The 18,801-nt window shown below is 44.1% G+C and carries 17 protein-coding genes and 1 other annotated feature; of the genes, 4 read left to right on the forward strand and 13 right to left on the reverse strand.

Annotation, left to right across the window (positions count from 1 at the left end; translation table 11 throughout):
* Nucleotides 1-134 precede the first annotated feature (134 nt).
* The 5 genes from LLY41_RS19095 to LLY41_RS19115 all read right to left on the reverse strand — a co-directional run bounded on the left by LLY41_RS19095 (nt 135) and on the right by LLY41_RS19115 (nt 5,942).
* Nucleotides 135-1,406: a S8 family peptidase gene (locus LLY41_RS19095; RefSeq protein ID WP_304586195.1), complete on the reverse strand. Its 1,272-nt coding sequence runs from the start codon at nt 1,404-1,406 to the stop codon at nt 135-137.
* A 379-nt stretch (nt 1,407-1,785) separates the two neighbouring features.
* Nucleotides 1,786-2,847: an S-methyl-5-thioribose-1-phosphate isomerase gene (mtnA, locus tag LLY41_RS19100; protein ID WP_370460359.1), complete on the reverse strand. Its 1,062-nt coding sequence runs from the start codon at nt 2,845-2,847 to the stop codon at nt 1,786-1,788.
* A 13-nt stretch (nt 2,848-2,860) separates the two neighbouring features.
* Nucleotides 2,861-4,084, reverse strand: coding sequence for an S-methyl-5-thioribose kinase (gene mtnK, locus LLY41_RS19105; protein WP_095244320.1), 1,224 nt, complete (start codon nt 4,082-4,084; stop codon nt 2,861-2,863).
* A 175-nt stretch (nt 4,085-4,259) separates the two neighbouring features.
* Complete coding sequence (locus LLY41_RS19110; protein ID WP_095244319.1) at nt 4,260-5,075, reverse strand: STAS domain-containing protein; 816 nt, start codon at nt 5,073-5,075, stop codon at nt 4,260-4,262.
* Nucleotides 5,076-5,165: 90 nt separating this feature from the next.
* Nucleotides 5,166-5,942, reverse strand: a complete 777-nt coding sequence (locus LLY41_RS19115) for a hypothetical protein (protein WP_286137303.1) — start codon at nt 5,940-5,942, stop codon at nt 5,166-5,168.
* Between the two features lie 127 nt (nt 5,943-6,069).
* On the opposite strand from LLY41_RS19115, the gene LLY41_RS19120 reads away from it, so the two are divergent.
* The gene (locus LLY41_RS19120) at nt 6,070-7,113 is read left to right on the forward strand and encodes a lactonase family protein (protein WP_304586198.1); all 1,044 of its coding nucleotides are present in this window, start codon (nt 6,070-6,072) and stop codon (nt 7,111-7,113) included.
* Between the two features lie 36 nt (nt 7,114-7,149).
* On the opposite strand, the gene LLY41_RS19125 is transcribed toward LLY41_RS19120, so the two are convergent.
* The 8 genes from LLY41_RS19125 to LLY41_RS19160 all read right to left on the reverse strand — a co-directional run bounded on the left by LLY41_RS19125 (nt 7,150) and on the right by LLY41_RS19160 (nt 14,490).
* Nucleotides 7,150-8,940 (reverse strand): methyl-accepting chemotaxis protein, encoded by a 1,791-nt coding sequence (locus LLY41_RS19125; protein ID WP_304586199.1) that lies wholly within the window; start codon nt 8,938-8,940, stop codon nt 7,150-7,152.
* Nucleotides 8,941-9,077: 137 nt separating this feature from the next.
* A complete protein-coding gene (locus LLY41_RS19130) occupies nt 9,078-10,070 on the reverse strand; it encodes a zinc-binding dehydrogenase (protein ID WP_304586200.1) in 993 nt (330 codons plus the stop codon).
* 78 nt (nt 10,071-10,148) lie between these two features.
* Nucleotides 10,149-11,396, reverse strand: coding sequence for a tyrosine--tRNA ligase (tyrS, locus tag LLY41_RS19135; RefSeq protein ID WP_304586201.1), 1,248 nt, complete (start codon nt 11,394-11,396; stop codon nt 10,149-10,151).
* 48 nt (nt 11,397-11,444) lie between these two features.
* Nucleotides 11,445-11,651 (reverse strand) — a binding site (T-box leader).
* 106 nt (nt 11,652-11,757) lie between these two features.
* Complete coding sequence (gene map, locus LLY41_RS19140; protein ID WP_095244314.1) at nt 11,758-12,498, reverse strand: type I methionyl aminopeptidase; 741 nt, start codon at nt 12,496-12,498, stop codon at nt 11,758-11,760.
* A gap of 59 nt (nt 12,499-12,557) precedes the next feature.
* Nucleotides 12,558-13,124 carry a hypothetical protein gene (locus tag LLY41_RS19145; RefSeq protein ID WP_304586202.1) on the reverse strand — a complete coding sequence of 189 codons (567 nt, stop codon included), beginning with the start codon at nt 13,122-13,124 and terminating at the stop codon, nt 12,558-12,560.
* On the reverse strand, nt 13,121-13,699 hold the full coding sequence (locus LLY41_RS19150; RefSeq protein WP_304586204.1) for a nucleotidyltransferase family protein: 579 nt from the start codon (nt 13,697-13,699) through the stop codon (nt 13,121-13,123). Before LLY41_RS19150 ends, LLY41_RS19145 begins: the two co-directional genes overlap by 4 nt.
* Nucleotides 13,683-14,321, reverse strand: coding sequence for an NUDIX hydrolase (locus LLY41_RS19155; protein WP_304586205.1), 639 nt, complete (start codon nt 14,319-14,321; stop codon nt 13,683-13,685). The genes LLY41_RS19150 and LLY41_RS19155 overlap by 17 nt, the downstream gene beginning before the upstream one ends.
* Complete coding sequence (locus LLY41_RS19160) at nt 14,302-14,490, reverse strand: hypothetical protein (RefSeq protein ID WP_304586206.1); 189 nt, start codon at nt 14,488-14,490, stop codon at nt 14,302-14,304. The genes LLY41_RS19155 and LLY41_RS19160 overlap by 20 nt, the downstream gene beginning before the upstream one ends.
* Before the next feature lie 177 nt (nt 14,491-14,667).
* Between LLY41_RS19160 and LLY41_RS19165 the strand changes: the two genes are divergently transcribed.
* From LLY41_RS19165 to LLY41_RS19175, 3 genes are all read left to right on the forward strand, one after another.
* Nucleotides 14,668-16,437 carry a sensor histidine kinase gene (locus LLY41_RS19165; protein ID WP_095244309.1) on the forward strand — a complete coding sequence of 590 codons (1,770 nt, stop codon included), beginning with the start codon at nt 14,668-14,670 and terminating at the stop codon, nt 16,435-16,437.
* On the forward strand, nt 16,406-17,137 hold the full coding sequence (locus LLY41_RS19170) for a LytR/AlgR family response regulator transcription factor (protein WP_095244308.1): 732 nt from the start codon (nt 16,406-16,408) through the stop codon (nt 17,135-17,137). The genes LLY41_RS19165 and LLY41_RS19170 overlap by 32 nt, the downstream gene beginning before the upstream one ends.
* 209 nt (nt 17,138-17,346) lie before the next feature.
* Complete coding sequence (locus LLY41_RS19175; protein WP_304586207.1) at nt 17,347-18,798, forward strand: carbon starvation CstA family protein; 1,452 nt, start codon at nt 17,347-17,349, stop codon at nt 18,796-18,798.
* The last annotated feature ends 3 nt before the right edge of the window (nt 18,799-18,801 follow it).

Below are 18,801 nucleotides of genomic sequence, written 5' to 3' on the forward strand. Positions count from 1 at the left end.
TTCAAAATTAATTTGTTTCAGCATTTTCTATCAGTTTTCATGTTTCGCTAAAATTTGATCATTTCCGCGGAAATATTTATAAAAAACCGCCTGATCCGAGATCAGACGGTTTTCGGGGGTATGATGCTGTTCGTTTATTTTACGCGAGGGTACCCGAAGCCTGACGCGTAGTCGTCACCAGTTGCTGCTCCGTATCCGCCTTTAATGTCATATTTCTTAGCACGGTTTTGAAGCTCTGTGCGAAGCTGAGTATGGCTCATGGACGGGCTGGATGACCAAATTTTCGCTGCTAGGCCTGCTACGTGAGGTGTAGCCATGGATGTACCGCTGATCGTGTTGTAGCCTCCGTTATACCACGTAGACTCGATGCTCGCACCAGGAGCAGACACTTCCACGTCTTTTTCCTGAATGACATAGTCACCGTCTGTGTTAGGATTTCCGCGGGATGAGAAGTTGGCTACACGGTATGTACCGTTTTGCTGAACGTTTTCAAGGGCTGCAACCGCGATCGCATTCTTCAGAGCTCCAGGATAGCCGATTGTATTAGCGCTGTAGCCAGAGTTTCCTGCTGCGGCAACAACAAGGACACCTTTGCCGTATGCGTAATCAACCGCACTGCTGATGAGAGAATCCTTGCCGCTTGAACCAAGGGACATATTAATGACCACTTTAGAGCCAGTACGGGATGCTTCGTCAGCTACGTGGCGGATTGCTCCTGCAATATCATCTGAATATCCCGAGCCGTTATCGCCAAGTACTTTATAAGCCCAGAGCTTTGCCTGTGGAGCTACTCCATAAATGCCCTGTCCATCATATCCGCCATGCGCTAAAACCGTCCCGGCTACATGTGTGCCATGACCCTGGCGATCCGTACATGAGCCATTTACAAGCGGGCTGGATTGAGTGAAATCCTTACATTGCTCTGCAGAGCCTTCCAGGTCAATATGACTTGTATAAACGCCTGTATCAAGAACAGCAACCTTAATGCCGCTTCCGCCTGACGTACTCGTAATGCTGCTGTTATTATAGATTGAGGCAATTCCCCATGGTGTCTGATCACTTGGGTAACCAGCTGCCTGGATGGAAACGGAATCTTTCTTGGACGCCTCTGTTCTGGCAGTATCAAGAGTAACTTCGCTTACTTTTTCAATTTTTAAGTTCTTATTTTTCAGGAGTGCCTGGTATTGCTTTGCATTAACCTCTGCAGTCATGCCATCGCTGCCAAAATCCCAACGCTTGTCCACCTGTGAATTCACACTGGCTTTAGCATTTGCCGGACCCTGGATCAATACCCGGTAGGTTTCGTTTTGGGTCTCCGGTTCTTTTGCGAATGCCCCCGCTGTGAAAACTGATAAACCCATGGTCATACTTAGAAGTGCTGCTCCTAATGCCTTTTTTTTCTTCATCCTTTTTCTCCTCTCAAATCTATATTTTTTCTGTCGATTCCTGTTGTATTTAAAGTATATTTAAAATATTCAGACTCTAACAATATGCTAAAATGTTTAATTCTCAGACTTTAGAATCAGGCATAGAAACATAGCTTCTAAAAAAGTAACAGGTATTTTGACTGATTTACAAATTTTTTCTACGGTCAACATGTTGTTAAATTCATAATATTTCCATACATAAATAAATTACCCCAAAAAAATTAGTTCCTTTGATAGATACAAAGAGTGAAATTACACTTCATTTTTATTGATGTCAGGGATATTTTCCTAGTTAAACGCTTTAAAGATATGAAGAATAAAAACCCTCCTAACCGCTTGGTCAGGAGGCTATTTCTTCTTATTTGAACATCTTTGGAAGGCTTTCTGTGTATGGTGCATACGCGATGCCATTTTCCGTGATAATGCCTGTGATCAGTTCACTATCTGTTACATCGAATGCGGGATTATAGGTTTTTACACCCTCTGGCGCCATTGGCTTTTCGTACCATTTAGAAGTAATCTCATCTGAATCTCTCAATTCAATATGGATATCGTCCCCTGTGTTGCATGCGAGATCAACTGTTGACAGCGGAGCACAAACATAGAAAGGTATATTATAATGTTTCGCTAGAATCGCAACGCCGGATGTTCCAATCTTATTGGCTGCATCCCCATTTGCTGCAACACGGTCACAGCCGACAAGTACCGCTTGAATCCTGCCTTCTTTCATGATGATGCTGGCCATATTATCACAGATCAGCGTGACATCCACACCTGCTTCTTCGAGCTCCCATGCAGTCAGGCGGGCCCCCTGCAGAAGCGGGCGGGTTTCATCGGCGTATACTTTAAAATCATATCCCTTTTCCTGCCCCAAATATATTGGAGCAAGAGCTGTCCCATATTTAGCGGTCGCAATTGTTCCGGCATTACAGTGTGTCAGAATGCCCCATCCAGGCTCAAGTACAGAAAGCGCGTACTGTCCGATTGACTCGCAAACTTTTTCATCCTCAGCACGAATTTTTTCTGCTTCCTCTTTCAGAGCCTGCTTTATTTCCTTAGCAGCTTTGCCTTCTTCTTTCTGGAAACGGGCTTCCATGCGGTCGAGCGCCCAAAACAGATTGACAGCAGTTGGCCGTGATGACGCCAAGTATTCTTTCGCTTTTTTAAAATCCAGATAAAGTTCTTCATAGCTTTCTGCTGCTGATTGCTTTGTGCCCAAATAAACACCGTAAGCCGCGGCAATTCCAATGGCAGGTGCACCTCGGACCTTTAAATGATAGATTGCATCCCATATATCCTTTAATTCTTTCAAATGCAAAAAGTTCTTTTCATTCGGCAGAACTGTTTGATCTAATAGAATGAGTGTATTGTTTTCATCGTCCAATCTGACAGACTGGATGACATCCACTGGTTTCCCCATCATGCTGCCTCCTCTAGAATCTTTTTTCACAGTCTTTCAAAGTACGCACAAAATCCTCTCCTGTTTTAATAGATTCCCTATCCATAATAAACATTTTTCCTGCTGCCAGACAAATCATTTCTGCTGCAGCTCTGCTGGTGTAATCTTCAATGGATGTGACATCCTTTACAGATGCCAGCCCGATAATTCTCCTGCATAATTCAAGTCCTGTGACGGCTGCTGTGTCACGCAGGATTGTATCAAGATAGTATTCCTTAAAGCCTTCATAACTGGCAGTTTGTTCAGTTGCCTTCTCATCCCAGGCCTGCAGGAATTTCGTTTGGAACAAGTCAATAATATCTTCTATTGTGTTTTCAAGATAACCAAGCTGGTCGGTTCTTGCTTCATCTTCAGTGATGGTATATTTCGCGTTTACATAGGCAAAAATCAGGTTGGCAATCACGTTTCCGACATCGTATCCGGCCGGGCCATAAAAGGCGAACTCAGGATCAATGATTTTAGTAGAATCTTCTTTTACAAAAATTGAGCCTGTGTGCAGATCGCCATGAAGCAGGGACTGGGCATTGGTCATAAACTCAAATTTAAGCTTTGCCGTTTCAAGCTGAAGCTTTGGATCCTCCCAAATTTCCTTTTTGGCAAATTCCCTGGTGCCTTCAAACACTTCATTTCTCACACAATCGTAAAACGGTTCTGTGAAGACGAGATCCTCTGAAATTTCGCATAGTTCCGGGTTTGTGAATTTTTGGACGAGCTCTTTCTTTTCCTTATGTCCCATTACGACATCGGACGTAAGCAACAGGGTATTTACCAGGAAGCTCGAGATATGGTCAGCAAACAGCGGGAATTTTTCATGCTGCATGAAGGCTGTTCTCATAATAGTGTAATCTGACAGATCCTCCATTGCAGTACAATTCATTACTGGATCGTAGTTAAACACTTGTGGCACGAAGCCTGGAGCGAGCTTGTTTTGCAGATCAAGAATTTCGTATTCAATGCGGTTGCGGTCAGGAGACAGCTTAAATTCATCTGATATTCTGGCAACCGGTCCGGCCTGCTTGATAATCAGAGACTTCTTGTGTTTATGGTCAGTCAGCCTGAAAACATAGTTCAAATTGCCATCTCCAATTTCCCTGGAGTCCAATTCAGCATCCGGAGCAAAATAATTCAGCCTCGTTTTGGCATATTCAATGGCTTCCTGTTCAGTCATCGTAAAATAAGCGGATGTAAAAACAGTCATGCAAAAAGCCTCCCATACGAATCTTTTTAATAGTATCTATTATTTTGTTAATTTAATATATTATAAAATATCTAAAAACTATTATGTGGCCTGGGGTTCGACAATCGTTTTTTAAATATTCCACTTTTAAACTTCGAAAAAAAAGCCGCTTTAAGAGCAGCTCCATTCATTACCGCTATTTAATGCTTCTAATCGCCTGCAGGACGTTCGAGTATACTTCAAGGGATGATAGGTCAATGCCCAGTGTAACGGCTCTTTTTGCCAAATCCGGTCTGACACCTGTGGCAATGGTATTGACTCCAATCAGCTGGAGAATATTCCGGATATCAAAAATATGATTGGCAATTTCAACATCTATATTCACCGTGCCGGAAAAATCGATAATTAAGGTTTCGATTCCCAGCTGGCTGACCCGAGGGACTGTCTTCTCAATGATGATTTGAGCTCTGTCATAGTCTATGCTGCCGATCAATGGAAGTATTGCAATGCTGCCCTGAATTGGTACAATGGTTGCAGACAGCTCATTTACCTGGGATTGGGTCTCTTTTAATTGTTCTTCGGAGTGCCGTTCAAAGGCAAATACGGTCTCATTAACACTGATGTCCAGCATAAAGTTCACTTTTTTGACAATAGTAATAATTTCTTCAGCCGTTAATTCAAACTTTTTGCTAATATCATTTAATCTATCAGTAAAAACGAGGCGGGTATCCGGATACCGGATGACGATATCAGAAATTTTTCCTCCCTTGGAGGCAGCCCGTTCGCCATTTCCCTTGCTCCATTCAACCAGTCCTTCAGGAATCCTCTCATTGCTGCTTGCAATCATCGTTCCCAGGAACTTCATAAACTCCACATACATCGAAACGGCAGCCTTAAATTCCTGTTTTGGAATTTCAAAACCAAATCGTTTTACGATTTCTGTAACCAGCTCTTCTGATAATACCTCCGCATTTTGAGTAAGATACGCTGAAACTTTATGAATAGGCTCCATGTGTATATATCTCCCCTCTTATGTCTTGCTTCGATTATATCCTACTATATCTTCAAAATGACAGAATGGGAAATAAATAGGAAGATTTCCCTAATGGGAAAGACCGCTGTTTTCAAGCTTTTTATAAATACTGAGAGCCTCTATTAAAAACTCCCTATCATACCCTGTCTTTTCATGAATCCGGGCCGCCCATTCTTCAATAGATTCTGCGGGAGCATCATGGTGCAGGCCTCCTGTGGTACTGAGGAAACTTTTCCAGTTATAAAATTCCCAGTGTGCGGTTTCGTCTTTATAGGAAATCCGCTGCTCCACCAAAGCTTTTGGATAAATCGTGTTTTGCGATCTTTCGGCTGCTTCCAGAAAGGATTTCAGTTCAACCGGATCCGTATCATAACGTTGCCGCGATATTTTACCGTTAGGGCGGTGATAGGCAATTTCCAGCTGCCCGCTTTCAGATGAAACCTGGACATCTGCCGCAGGGAAAAACCCGCTTATCCTTTTGGTAGTAAAATCCCGGGCCTTTGAATCAATTAATATGGGCTGCAGCCATTGGTCGCCCAGATCACATAGAAAGCGGCGGCCTTCTTCATCCACCGCCACCACTGCTGCATGGGCAGAAGGTGTTTTCAATTCGTGGCCAACCGGATATGCCTGAATTCCTGCCTCTTTAAATTCGTGCAGAAGCCATATCGCGAGGTCAAAACAGTTTCCGGCAATGCCATATTGGGCACGGTGCTCCTGCATTAAAGAAACATCCCTCTGCTTTTTCGTTCCTGCTTTATCGTAGTACCATGCTTTTGTCAGAGTTTCCATCGGAAAGCGATCAAAGTTTCTCCAGACTGACAATATCGAATGGGGAGCGTTCAACCTCATCATCCTTTCAAATACTTACCTTTTACTATTCTTTTTTCATTGTAAAATTCCTCTTCCTTTTGTTTAGAACGCAAATTATGATAGAGTATTTTCAGAAGAAAACATATAGAGGAGGCTTCATATGGCCAAATACAGAGGATACATAGGCACATACACTAAGGGTGAAAGTGAAGGGATTTATTCATTTGTACTGGATACAAAAGCAGGCAAAATTTCCGATGTCAGGACGGTAGCACAATTGGATAATCCCACCTATTTGACAATCAGCCGGGATAATCAATTTTTATACTCGGTAGCCAAGGAAGGCGAATCCGGCGGAGTGGCTGCGTATCGTCTTGACAGCAGCAGCGGTTCACTTGAGAAAATCAACAGCCAGGTTTCTGCCGGATCCCCTCCATGCCATGTCAGTGTGGATTCTTCCGTGCGCAATGTTTTCAGTGCAAACTACCATAAAGGGACAGTCGAGTCTTACTTAACAAATGAGGACGGCTCTTTAAATCCTGCTGTTTCGGTTATGGAGCATAGCGGATCAGGCCCTGACAGCAGGCAGGAAAAACCGCATACTCACTATGCCGGGCTGACTCCTGACGAAAAATATTTAGCTGCAGTTGACCTGGGAACAGACCAGGTGATTTCGTATGAAGTGAATGAAGGAATTCTGAAGGAAAAAAGTATCCTTTCCGTAAAGCCGGGCAGCGGACCCAGACACCTAGTGTTCCATCCAAATGGCAAGTATGCCTATGTGATGACCGAGTTTAGCTCTGAAGTTCTTTTACTTCAGTATCATGAAGATGGAAGCTTCGTTCAAAAGCAGGCTATTTCCACGCTTCCGGAAGGTTTTAAGGAAAATAACCAGGGAAGCGCCATTCATATCTCAAGAGACGGCCGCTTTGTTTATTCGGGCAACCGAGGGCATGACAGCATTGCTGTTTTCTCTGTCAATCAGGATAATGGGGAGCTTGCATTTGTGGAGCATACCTCTACAGAAGGAAACTGGCCGCGTGATTTTGTGCTCGATCCATCTGAAAAATTCGTAATTGGCTCAAATCAGAATTCCAGCAATATTGTTTTGTTTTCGAGAGATGAAAACACAGGGAAGCTCACATTGCTTCAGTCTGATGTGAAAGTGCCGGATCCGGTTTGTGTGAAGTTTTTACATGTATAAGACAATGAAAAGAAAGAGCCCGCAAAGGCTCTTTCTTTATATTTTAAACTTCATAGCCTTTTCATGGAGCTCCTGTGCCATGTCTGCAAGGACACCTGTTGCGGATGAAACTTCCTGAATGGCAGCGCTCTGCTCTTCTGTTGCACCCGCAACCTCCTGAGTATGCAGCGCAGCCTGAATTGCATATTCATCAACCGTATTAAACGAATCTGACAGCTGGCTTGTGCTAACCTGTATCTTTTTCATTTTTCCGGACACAAGCTCCATTTGTGCATACGTTTCTTTTACAGCAGCTGATATCCCATCGAAGGAATTCCAAGCCTCACCAAAAAGTGTGATTCCCTCTTTTACTGTTCCTTCCCCTTTTGAAATGGATTCAACCGCAATTTTGGTTCGATCCTGAATGTCGAGAATAAGTGAAGAAATTTGTTTTGCAGAAGCACTTGATTGCTCAGCAAGTTTTCGGACTTCATCTGCAACTACTGCAAACCCTTTGCCGTGCTCTCCGGCTCTGGCAGCCTCGATTGCAGCATTCAATGCAAGCAAATTGGTCTGATCAGCAATCTGACTGATAATCGATAGAATCTTCTCGATCTCTGCAGACTTTTCATCCAGCATATGAATAATTCTGCCAGTCTCATCTGTGTTTTGGCTGATAATTTCCATCTGCTTAATTGCACGATTAACGATTAGCATACCATCTTCTGACCTGGCAGCTGTATATTCAGAGGACTGTGCGACTTTTCCAGACAAAGAAGAAATCTCCCGGATATCTTCTTTAATTTGATTCAAATGTTCGCGGGACTCGGCAACCTTTCCAGCTTGGCCTTCCGTCCCTTCAGATACTTCCTGAATGGATCCTGCAATTTGGTCTGTTGCCTTTGCGACTTCGTCCGCATTTGCATTCAGCTGTTCTGCAGAGGCTGCCACCTGCTGAGAGGTATCTATCACGTTGGTTATCAGCTCTTTTAAATGATCCATCATTTCGTTATAGCTTGATACTAGCCTGCCGAGTTCGTCCTGCTGCGCTGAATACAGTTTATCGACTGAAAGATCACCTTTTGCCAGTCTATACATGCCTGACTGAAGTGCTCCAAGCCGTTTTATGAAATTTTTCATAAAGATATAAACAATCAGCAGTCCGGCCAGCACAGATAATCCGGCAATGATTAAGGACTTATTCAGAATATCTCCTCTTATTAGCAGAGCAAGCTTGTGCATATCAAAATCAAGCCCTGCCACTCCCGCAATATTCCCATTTTCATTTTTAAAAGCTTTCGCTAATGTAATAGTAGATTTCCCTGTGCCAGTGTCAATATAAGGATCAGTCCAGATTGCCTTTCCATCTGCCTCCTTCGCACTTAAATACCAGTCACGCTGCCTGGGATCAAAATCCCTCAGGTCTACTTCTGCCGGCGGGATATTTGAAAGGTAAAACTCTCCCTTACCCTCTGTTGCAAAATATAGATTTAAGGTGTTTCCGTAATCACCTGCTTTACTGCTCAGGTAGGTTTCATAGAATTGTGTTTTCAATGGATCATTGGCTGCCGGCATATTTGTAATCTCTTTTGCCATTTTATCCGGAAATGAGTATGTATTTGACTTCATTTCTTCCGAAACAGTTAATTCTGTTAAGAATTGTTCATAATCTGCAAAAATTTCCTTGAAATCCGGATTGATTTCCTCCAATGAGCTCTTGGGGATGATTGCATATTCAAGCACTTTAGTCTGCTGATACGATAAAAACCCGATTAGCATTAACGGAACAAGTAAAAGCAGGATCATAATCAGGCTCATCTTAAACCTTAAAGATTGATAGAATTTCATAATAGCCTCCAAAGTCGAAACATGTAGAATTTAAGGCTATTCTACCACTACTAATGATTCACAACAACAAATTTTTAGAATGTTCTCAAAACTATTTTCCTATAATAAAAAACACCTCTGTTCCGAGGTGTTTAATTTTATCTAATCGTAAAGGCAATTTTCCCCCATTGCTCTGCGTTTGCGATTTTTTCAAAAGCCTGTTCATATTGTTCCAGGTGAAATGCCTGATCCAAAACCGGCCTGATTTGATGTTTTTCTATAAACTGGAGCATTTCATGGTATTCCTCTGCACTTCCCATTGTTGAGCCAAGCAGGTTTTGCTGAGCGTAAAAGAGACTGCGGAGATTGAGTTCCAGCACATCACCTGTAGATGAGCCAAATGTTACGATGGTACCGCCGTTGCGAAGGATTTCCAGAGATTTATTAAATGTAGCAGGACCAACCGATTCAATGACAAGATCCACCTTTGCTCCGCCAAGAGCTTCCGTCCAATCTTCGCTGCTGTTCAAGGCTTTATCTGCACCAAGTTCGAGAGCCTTCCGGCATTTCTCCTCTGAACGTGAAGCCACATAGACGGTAGCCCCTGCCGCTTTTGCGAATTGCATTAAAAAGGTTGCCACTCCCCCTCCAATTCCGGGGATAAAAACCTTCATGCCTGCCTGAAGCTTTCCTCTAGTGAATAATGCTCTGTAGGCGGTTAGTGCTGCAAGAGAAAGGACGCCCGCTTCCTCCCAGGTTAAATATCCTGGCTTGGGTGCTGTGTTTTCAGCCGGAATTATGATGTATTCCGCAAATGTGCCATGAAACGGCAAGCCGACGATTTCAAAGCCGGCCGGCGGTGCCTCGCTTTTTTCCTTCCAGCCGAGTCCGGGATTAATGATGACTTCATCGCCTGGCTTCATGTCTGCAACGCCAGCTCCGACTGCGTCAATAATTCCCGCCCCGTCTGAACCGATGACAAGCGCAGGATCTTCCGGCTTGTGGCGGTTCGGGACAAATAAATCCCGATGGTTCAGCCCTGCGGTTTTTACTTTCACCCTGACTTCTCCGGCCCCCGGCTCAGGCTTTTCAATTTCACCATAAGATAACCCGGCGAGACCAGCTTTTCCTACATGAATGACCGCTTTCATTTCCTCCACCTGCTTTTCTTTAAAAATTTTGTCTATTCCATCATATCTTGAAAAGGTTTGGAGAAAAAAGTGATTTGCCTAGTTCAGCCTCAGTTTCACAAACTTTCTTTTTCCTGCCTGAAGAACTAATCCGTCTGTAATTTTCACGCGCAGCTTTACATCGCTTACTTTTTCTCCGTTTAAGCGGATGCCGCCTCCTGCAATCATTTTTCTGGCTTCTGTTTTGGATGAAAGCAGGCCAAGACCGGCAATCAGATCCGTAATGAGCATTTCACCCTCCCCCATCCATTCGGTCTCCGGGATCTCATCGGGCATGGCTCCTTTTTGGAAAATGGTTTGGAAATACTGTTCAGCTTTTTCGGCTTCGGCTGCACCATGGTACATGCGGACAATTGTTCTTCCCAAGAGCATTTTGGCGTCACGCGGATGAAGAGTTCCGTTTTCCAGTTCTTCTGCGATTTTCTGTTTTTCGGTCACCGGCAAATCTGTTGAGAGATTGAAGTATTTTACAATCAACTCATCCGGTATGGACATTGTTTTGCCGTACATATTATTCGAATCTTCATCCACACCGATGTAATTGTTTTTCGATTTGGACATTTTCTCTTTGCCATCCAGACCCTCAAGGAGCGGCATCAGAATGACGACCTGCTTTTCCTTTTGGAAATGCTCTTGAAGATGGCGTCCCATCAGAACATTAAAATGCTGGTCATTGCCGCCAAGCTCAATATCGCTTTCAAGAGCAACCGAGTCATAGCCCTGCATCAGCGGGTAGAAAAACTCATGAAGCGAAATCGGCTTACCTGTGGCCAGGCGCTCTGAAAAGTCATTTCGTTCGAGCAAGCGGGCAACCGTTATGCTTGCAGACAGCCGGATCACGTCTTCAAGCTGGAGGTCAGAGAGCCATGCTGAGTTGTAGTGAAGATCGACTTTATCCATGTCCAGCACTTTGCTGAATTGCTCGAAGTAGGTTTTGGCATTATGCTTCACTTCCTCATCTGTGAGCTGATTTCGGGCTGCCGATTTCCCTGTCGGGTCGCCAATTTTCCCGGTAAAATCACCAATAATCAGCTGGATGACGTGTCCGTTGTCCTGGAACTGCTTTAATTTATTCAGCACGACCGTATGGCCGAGATGGACATCCGGAGCAGAAGGATCAAGCCCAAGCTTAATTTTTAAAGGCTCGTTAAAAAAAATGGATTTGGCTATTTTATTCTTTAGCTCTGCTTCAGGCAGAATCTCCTGGACACCATTGCGGTAAACCTCCAGCTGCCTCTCTGCTTCAAGCTTTTGTTGTGCTGTTAATTTTTCGAAAAAATTGTCCATGATTTCCATCCTTTCTGTTTTTGGAATACAAAAAACCACGCCCCTAAAGAAAGGGACGTGGTTAACGCGGTACCACCCTTATTGAAGATTGCTCTTCCGCTCAGCGGATTAACGGTCCGGGCCGTTCCCTGCTACTTCTGTTCACAGAGAAAGTTCAAGAAGGTAATTCACTGTTATCTATGTGCTGATTTTCACCGGGCATCAGCTCTCTAAAACAGGGAGAGAACAGCTACTGATTTCTGTCATTACTTTAAAATTTGAAATTTTTATTATTTTAGCGGAATGCTTTGGAATATTCAAGTGTTTTTTTAAAATCTAAGAAGTAAATAAACCAGGAACATACAATGCCCCTGGTTCATGATTATTTCGTTAAGATAATGGGTCCTTCTTTTGTGACAACAACGGTATGTTCACATTGGGCGACATGGCTTTTATTTGGTGTGACGAACGTCCAGCCGTCGCTCATTTCTCTTACTTCTTCATCTCCGCTTGAGATAAACGGTTCGAAGGCTACTACCATTCCTTCTCGTAGCAGCTGCTTATCCCATGGATCAAAATAGTTCAGGATATGGTCGGGCTTCTCATGAAGGGAGCGGCCGACACCGTGGCCGGTCAAATTCATGATTACGTTGAATCCATTGTTTTTTGCCACTTTATGAACTGTTTTACCAACAAGGCTCAGCTTGCCGCCCGGCTTTAATTTTTTCAGGCCTTCGTCAAATGCTTCCTGTGCTGCACCACATAACTTTTGCAGCTTCTCGTCCTCGCCAACAACAAATGATAGGCCTGTATCTGCGAAATAGCCGTCCTTTGATCCTGAAACATCAATATTTACCAGATCGCCTTCTTTTATTATGCGGCTACCCGGAATCCCATGGGCCACTTCTTCGTTCACGCTTATGCATGTGAACCCTGGAAAATCGTATTCTCCTTTAGGTCCTGAAATTGCTCCGTGCTTTTCAAATAGCTCTCCAGCTAGGTCATCAAGCTCCTTGGTTGTTACGCCTGGCTTGGTTTTTTCGATCATCACATCGCGAATCTCCGCGACAATTTTGCCGATTTCCTTCAGTTTTGCTAATTCTTCTTCGTTTTTTACAATCATACAGAATCCTGCCTTTTCTTTAGTTGTTATTTCTCTATTATAATCTAAATGCAGCGCGCTTAATAAGATTTCGCATTTTCTCTTGATAAAAACCTAATAATTAGCAGGAGAGTGATAAGGCCAGTTAAGGAAAACAGCAAGATTTCAAGCAGATAGCCTTCATTTTCATTTTCTTTAACAGGGCTTGGTGTTGTTGCTTCTTCATTTATAATTTTTCCGTAATAGTCCTCATGCCCTGATACAATTCTGCCATCCTGCACTTGAACCATTCCATTGGGGCCAGCAACGGGGACAAGAAAGCGTGCCTCCTTTGATTTTTCCAAAAATAACAGGAACTTGCCGCCCTCCTGCTGAAATTCCTCAGCCCATCCATCATCGAATATATCAATGCCTGCCGTGATGTTTTCTGCCGCTTCCCCTTTAAAAACCTTTTCAACATGAAACTGCCTTCCATAAAAATTACTCTTGCTTGATTTTGGTTTACTTTTAAAATTATATGTTCCCAGCACAATGATTTGTGAGCGGGATTCGACCTCTTCCGGATTTAGTTCCACCCATTTTGTTGCCAGTATCTGCGAACCGCCTGGCAGCATAAGCAGCATCAGTATTAAAAACACCTTTTTCATTGGTTTCTTCCTTGAATTTCTTCTATCCCAGGCCATAATAATTTCCAGTTCTTTTTTTCAATTCGTTCCAGGTAAACTCCAAACAACTTGCTATCTTCAGCAAACACAGGTGTGGGCTTTATTTTAAGAGCAAGCAAGTCCTCGATCCCCCATGGAGCAGTTAATATAATATTGTTTTTGTCATCAAGCTTTAATCCAAGGGCAGTAGCCGTTTCAGGAAATTTTGAGATCGCATCCACTGATGATGTATATGGGGAAAGGTCATTAATGAGATGCATTCTTGCCTCATTTTTAACTGACCAGGGCACTTTGGGCAGGAGGGATTTAAGCTTAGACTCCAGTTCCTTTTCCGTTTCTTCGCTAAGGTCACTCTTATTAAAATAAACGACATCCACATCCGGCAAGTGAGTTCTATTACTGAATCCATGAAGAGTATCCCAGACTTTTGCCCTCACAAAGCCGGCACATACCCACCAGTCAGGGAGGTCTAATGACTTTGCGGCTGTTAGGATGTTCCTCATCCATTTGTCCTGCTCTACCAGCTTCACTATATCTTCTTCAGTCTTGATCAGCATGTTCCCTCTCCATCTCCCGAATTGAATGCAGTACGCGCCTGTAGTAGTAATCCTCATGCGGAACAAAGTCCTCTTTGCGCACTGCAATGGCAGAGGTGATTCTTTCATCTCTTTCAACCTGAAACCCTTCTGCCTTAATATGTTCTCTTGCCTCAAACCAAAGCTCATAGAAGTCCTCCAGAGCAATCCGGTAGATTCCTGTTACTTCTTCCGGCTGCGGGTTGAACTCCTCCAGTGTATGGACGCTGTCATAAAGAAATACATGCGCCAGTTCTTTGTCGATAAAATTTTCTTTCTCTGCCATATATTCAATGACACCCAGTGGCACCAAATCCGCAAAATCAACATGAATCCCCAGTTCTTCCTCCACTTCCCTCATGCCGTCCCTGACAGATTCATGGCTCATGAGGTGGCCTGCAGCCGTTATGTCCAGAAGACCGGGGTAATCCTTTTTGTCATTGCTGCGGTATTGAAAATAAATATATTCCTGATCATGTTCCCTGCTGACAAACCAGCAATGGAAAGTTTCATGCCAGTGGCCTTTTTGATGGACCTCTTCACGGGAAGCTGAACCGATTTGTTTTCGGTTATCGTCAAATATATTAAGAATTTCTGTGTCCAATTACTTGGCCTCCTCTTTTAGATAAACTAAATTGTAGGGATACCCAGCTTCCGGTTCTCCTGTAAAGCTGCAGATGTTTTTCTGGGCTCGGCGGATTTGGCCATCCGTCAAAAAAACCGTCAAGCATATCTGGTGATATTCCTTCTATATTTACTTTATATTCGATCATTTTGTCAGCTCCATTATTATCAGAAAAAAGCAGTTAAAAATCCTGCTAACAAGATATTTTCGACAATTATTTATAAAATGCCTGCGATTTTTTTGAAAAATTCAAACAGGCCATTTTTCATTTACTCTTTAATCCATTAAAATGATGATAATAGACTTGGTTAAAGGGGCATAAGGGATGCTTGAACTGCTGATTACAATGCTCGAGCGGCTTGGAATCATTGTCACCATTGCGCTGATTCTGACAAGATTCCGCTTTTTCAGAGAGATGATTTATGGTGAAAGATTAAAACGGCAGCACGAGTATAAAGCCATTCTTTTTTTCGGTTTTTTTGGCATCATTGGAACCTATTCCGGATTGGCCTTTAATACAGACACACTGCAGTTTAACCGCTGGGCATCCGAGCTTGCTTCTGATGAAGCCATTGCCAATTCCAGGGTGATCGGGGTCGTGCTCGCAGGATTGCTTGGCGGCCCTAAAGTAGGAATTGGCGCAGGAATTATCGCTGGACTCCACCGGTTTACGCTTGGAGGCTTTACCGGGATTGCCTGCGGGCTGGCGTCCATAGTGGCTGGGCTGCTTGCCGGCTTTTTCCGCCGAAAGAACGAGCATGTGAAGCTATCATCAGCTTTCTTCATTGGTGCTGCGGCTGAAGCCGTGCAAATGCTGATTATCCTTGGAATATCACGGCCCATTGAAAAGGCGGTGGCGCTTGTCGAAATGATTGGGATTCCTATGATTTTAGCCAATGGGCTTGGCAGTGCCTTATTCCTGCTGATCATAAAAAATGTCATTAACGAAGAAGAAAAAGCAGGTGCTTTTCATGCACAGAAAACGCTGCGGATTGCAGACCAGACCCTTGCCCACCTTCGGGAAGGCATCAATCATAAGTCCGCTCTGGCAGTCTGCCTGATTTTACATAAGGAACTTCAAATGAAAGCAGTTGCCATCACCAATCACACTGAAATTCTTGCCCATGTCGGCCTTGGAAATGACCACCATCGTTCCGGAAGCCCGATTCAGACCCAGATCACACGGGATGTCATTCAACACGGTGAAATTGCTGTTGCCAATGACCAGTCCATTCATTGCCGGGAGGAAAACTGCCCACTTGGTGCAGCCATTGTCGCTCCTTTAAAGCTGCGCGGCGAAACAATCGGAACGCTGAAGTTTTACTTCACTTCGGAAAAAGAAATGACAAATCTCGTGATGGAGCTGATTTCGGGACTCAGTGTACTCCTCAGCAATCAGATTGAAATCGCTGAAGCTGATAAAGCCTTCCAGCTGGCAAAGGAAGCTGAAATTAAAGCGCTGCAGGCGCAAATATCACCGCACTTTTTATTTAATTCATTAAATACGATTATCTCCCTTGTGCGGATTGAACCTGCCCAGGCACGGAAATTGCTTGTTTCACTCTCCCATTTTCTGCGCCAGAACCTGACGGCCACAACTGTCAGCTTTACAACTCTTGAACAGGAACTCAGACATGTAAAGGCCTATCTGTCAATTGAAGAAACCCGGTTTGTGGATCGGCTCGAAGTCATATACGACATTGAAGAAGATGCCCTATTGGAGAGAATCCCGCCGCTCACTCTGCAGCCGATTGTGGAAAACGCGGTAAAGCATGGGATTAAGAACAAGGAACAAGACTGTATCATTATGATCAAAATTCAGAAACAGGACGGAATGACGATAGTAAAGGTGAAGGATAATGGACAGGGAATGAGCCGGGAAAGAGCCGAACAGCTTGGCAAGGAAACCCTGCAGTCAGAATCGGGATCAGGACTTGCATTGTACAATGTAAACCGCCGGCTGACCATGATGTTTGGTGAGGAAGCTTCGCTGCAAATTGCAAGCACGCCGGGCATAGGCACTGACATCCAATTCGCCATTCCGAAAACGGAGGAAAAAGCTGATGGAAAAAACGATCCGAGCCTTAATCGCTGATGATGAACGCTACAGCAGAGATGAATTAAAGCATTTACTGGAGGAATTTCCTGCAATTCAGGTTGTCGGCGAGGCTGAATCAGGTGAAGCAGCGGTGATGAAAGCCATCCAGCTTCAGCCGGATGTTGTTTTCCTTGATGTGGAGATGCCCAAAATGAATGGGATGGAAGCAGCCCAATCCCTGCACGAGCTGAAAAAAGTGCCGCTTATCATCTTTGCAACGGCCTACCCGCAGTTTGCTGCTGAAGCCTTCCGCTATGAAGCGACCGATTATTTACTGAAGCCCTACGACGAGGATCAGCTCGAGCAGACCATCAGGCGAGTGGAAAAATTGATTGGCGCCAAAAAAGAAAATGATATCGGCAAGCCGGCGGGCAAACTGGCTGTTGAAGAAGATGGGGAAATTTTATACCTGGAGCCAAAAGAGATCCTCTATATCGGCCGGGACGAAAAAGTATCCCGGATTATCACCAGGACCGGAGAGCATGAAACCAAAACCCCGCTGAAGGACCTGGAGAGCAGGCTTTTACCCTTCTCTTTTTTCAGGATTCACAAAAGTTACCTGGTGAATCTGGATTATGTAACTCGGCTGACCCCCTGGTTTAACGGGGCCTATCAGCTTGAGATGGAAGGCCGGGAAGAACTCTTGTCTGTGAGCAGGAACTATGTGAAGGCACTGCGGGTGCGATTGGAATTGTGAAAAGCATCGGGGACGGTGCTTTTTTGTTTTTTTGGTGGGGGGGTAGCTCAAAATATAGCGAATTTTCGAATCATTCACATCTTTCCATGCATCTTAATCCCCCTTCATTGCCTTTTAATCTTCATTTTTTACATGTTGGACACAAATTGTTCAAATTTTCTCCTTCTTTTATATAATTAATGTAAACGCATTCATAAAGGGGGATTAATATGATTACTTTTTTATCCTGTATTGCACTTTTAATTGTAGGTTATTTTACGTACGGCAAGTATGTTGAAAAAGTGTTCGGTGTGAAGGAGGCACGAACAACACCTGCCTATACACATGCTGACGGTGTGGATTATATCGCCATGAGCACGCCAAAGAACTCGTTAATCCAGCTGTTGAACATTGCTGGTACCGGCCCGATATTCGGTCCGATCATGGGAGCTCTTTACGGGCCTGCAGCTTTTATCTGGATCGTGGTCGGCTGTATTTTTGCCGGTGCTGTTCATGACTATTTAACAGGAATGATTTCCATCCGCAACCGCGGCGCACATTTGCCTGAGCTTGCGAGCAAGTTCCTCGGGAAAGTCATGAAGCATGTTGTGAACGCTTTCGCTGTTCTGCTTCTGTTATTGGTTGGTACGGTGTTTGTTACGACTCCGGCTGATCTGCTTTATGTGGTGATGGATCAGAAGGTATCTGTAACCCTCATCATTGCTGCAATTTTCATTTATTACATTTTGGCGACTTTACTGCCTGTTGATAAAATTATTGGCCGCTTATACCCATACTTTGGAGCATTGCTTTTAATCAGTGCACTTGGGGTTGGTATCGGGTTAGTTGCGACCGGCGCTAATATTCCCGAAATTTCACTGCAGAATTTCCACCCGGCTAATGCACCTATTTTTCCATTGCTGTTTTTCACGATTACTTGCGGTGCTCTTTCCGGCTTCCATGCGACACAGACACCGATTATCTCCCGCACAACTCAAAATGAGAATCAGGGACGCAAAATTTTCTATGGCATGATGATTGCAGAAGGAATTATCGCGATGATCTGGGCGGCTGCTGCGATGAGCTTGTTTGATGGCTATAACGGATTAAGTGATTTCCTTGCAAACGGCGGTCCGGGAGCAGTCGTCAGTGAAGCTTCCACTATGATGCTTGGTGCGATCGGCGGAACACTTGCTGTTCTTGGAGTTGTTGTTCTTCCAATCACTTCAGGAGATACGGCTTTCCGGAGTGCACGGATGATTATTGCTGATTATATTAATTTTGCTCAGAAGAAATTCTCAAGCCGTTTGTGGATCGCTATTCCTTTGTTCGCGGTCTCACTGGCACTAACGCAAATCGACTTTAACATTTTATGGAGATACTTCAGCTGGGCAAACCAATCAACAGCGGTCATCGCACTGTTTGTCGGTGCCATGTACTTGTATATCGCAAAGAAAAATTACTGGATTTCGCTTATTCCTGGCACATTCATGCTGCTGATGGTCTTAACGTATATCTTAAACGCACCAATCGGTTTCGGATTATCCTGGAATACTGCCTGGATTGGCGGTGCAATCGGTACAGTTGCTCTTGTAGCCCTGTTCTTCTCCGCTGCTAAAAAAGCTCGGGCGAATAATCTGCCGCTTGAAGAGGATATTTCCGGCTGGAAGAGATCTGCTTAATGG

It is taken from the genome of Cytobacillus firmus (genome assembly GCF_023612095.1).
Taxonomy (GTDB): domain Bacteria; phylum Bacillota; class Bacilli; order Bacillales; family Cytobacillaceae; genus Cytobacillus.